The organism is Micromonospora sp. BS32, from assembly GCF_059089345.1.
The window spans coordinates 1-508 of sequence record NZ_JBSSHR010000080.1; the positions used below are offsets into that span (position 1 = coordinate 1).

The following is a 508-nucleotide window of genomic DNA, read 5'->3' on the forward strand; positions in this document are numbered from 1 at the left end:
TGGCCATAGTGGTGGCCAGGGCGTCCTTCATGGCCACGGCGCCGTAGCCGGCCAGCGCGGGCCCGTTCTTCGTGCGCGGGATCGTGCCGTAGCCCTCGGCCCGTGGCAGGTGGATCAACATCGTGTAGCGGGTGGTGCGTTCGACGAGCGTGCCGATCGCCGACCGGTTCAGCCCGATGATCAGGTCGCCTTCCCAGTGACCGGGAACAGCACGGTCGGCGGCTTCGGCGGGCCGCTGACTGATCATTACCTCCTCGGTGACGTGACCGCCTGGCCTTTTGCGGGCCCTGGCGCGCGGAACACGCAGAGCACGGCCCGTGCGTAGGCAGGCCACGAGCTCACGCTTCAGAGCGCCGCGGCTCTCGACGTAGAGTGCCTGGTAGATCGCTTCGTGGCTGATGCGCATGGACTCGTCCTCGGGGAAGTCGATCTTCAGGCGGGCCGAGATCTGCTCCGGGCTCCATCCGTTCGCCCACCGGCGGTCGTTGCGGTGCGGCTTGTTGCGTCC

At 68.3% G+C, this 508-nt stretch carries 1 protein-coding gene; it reads right to left on the minus strand.

Going from position 1 to position 508, the window contains the following annotated elements:
* On the minus strand, positions 1 to 508 hold a 508-nt coding region (locus AC5RWQ_RS30345), incomplete at both ends, for an IS30 family transposase (protein WP_494286023.1).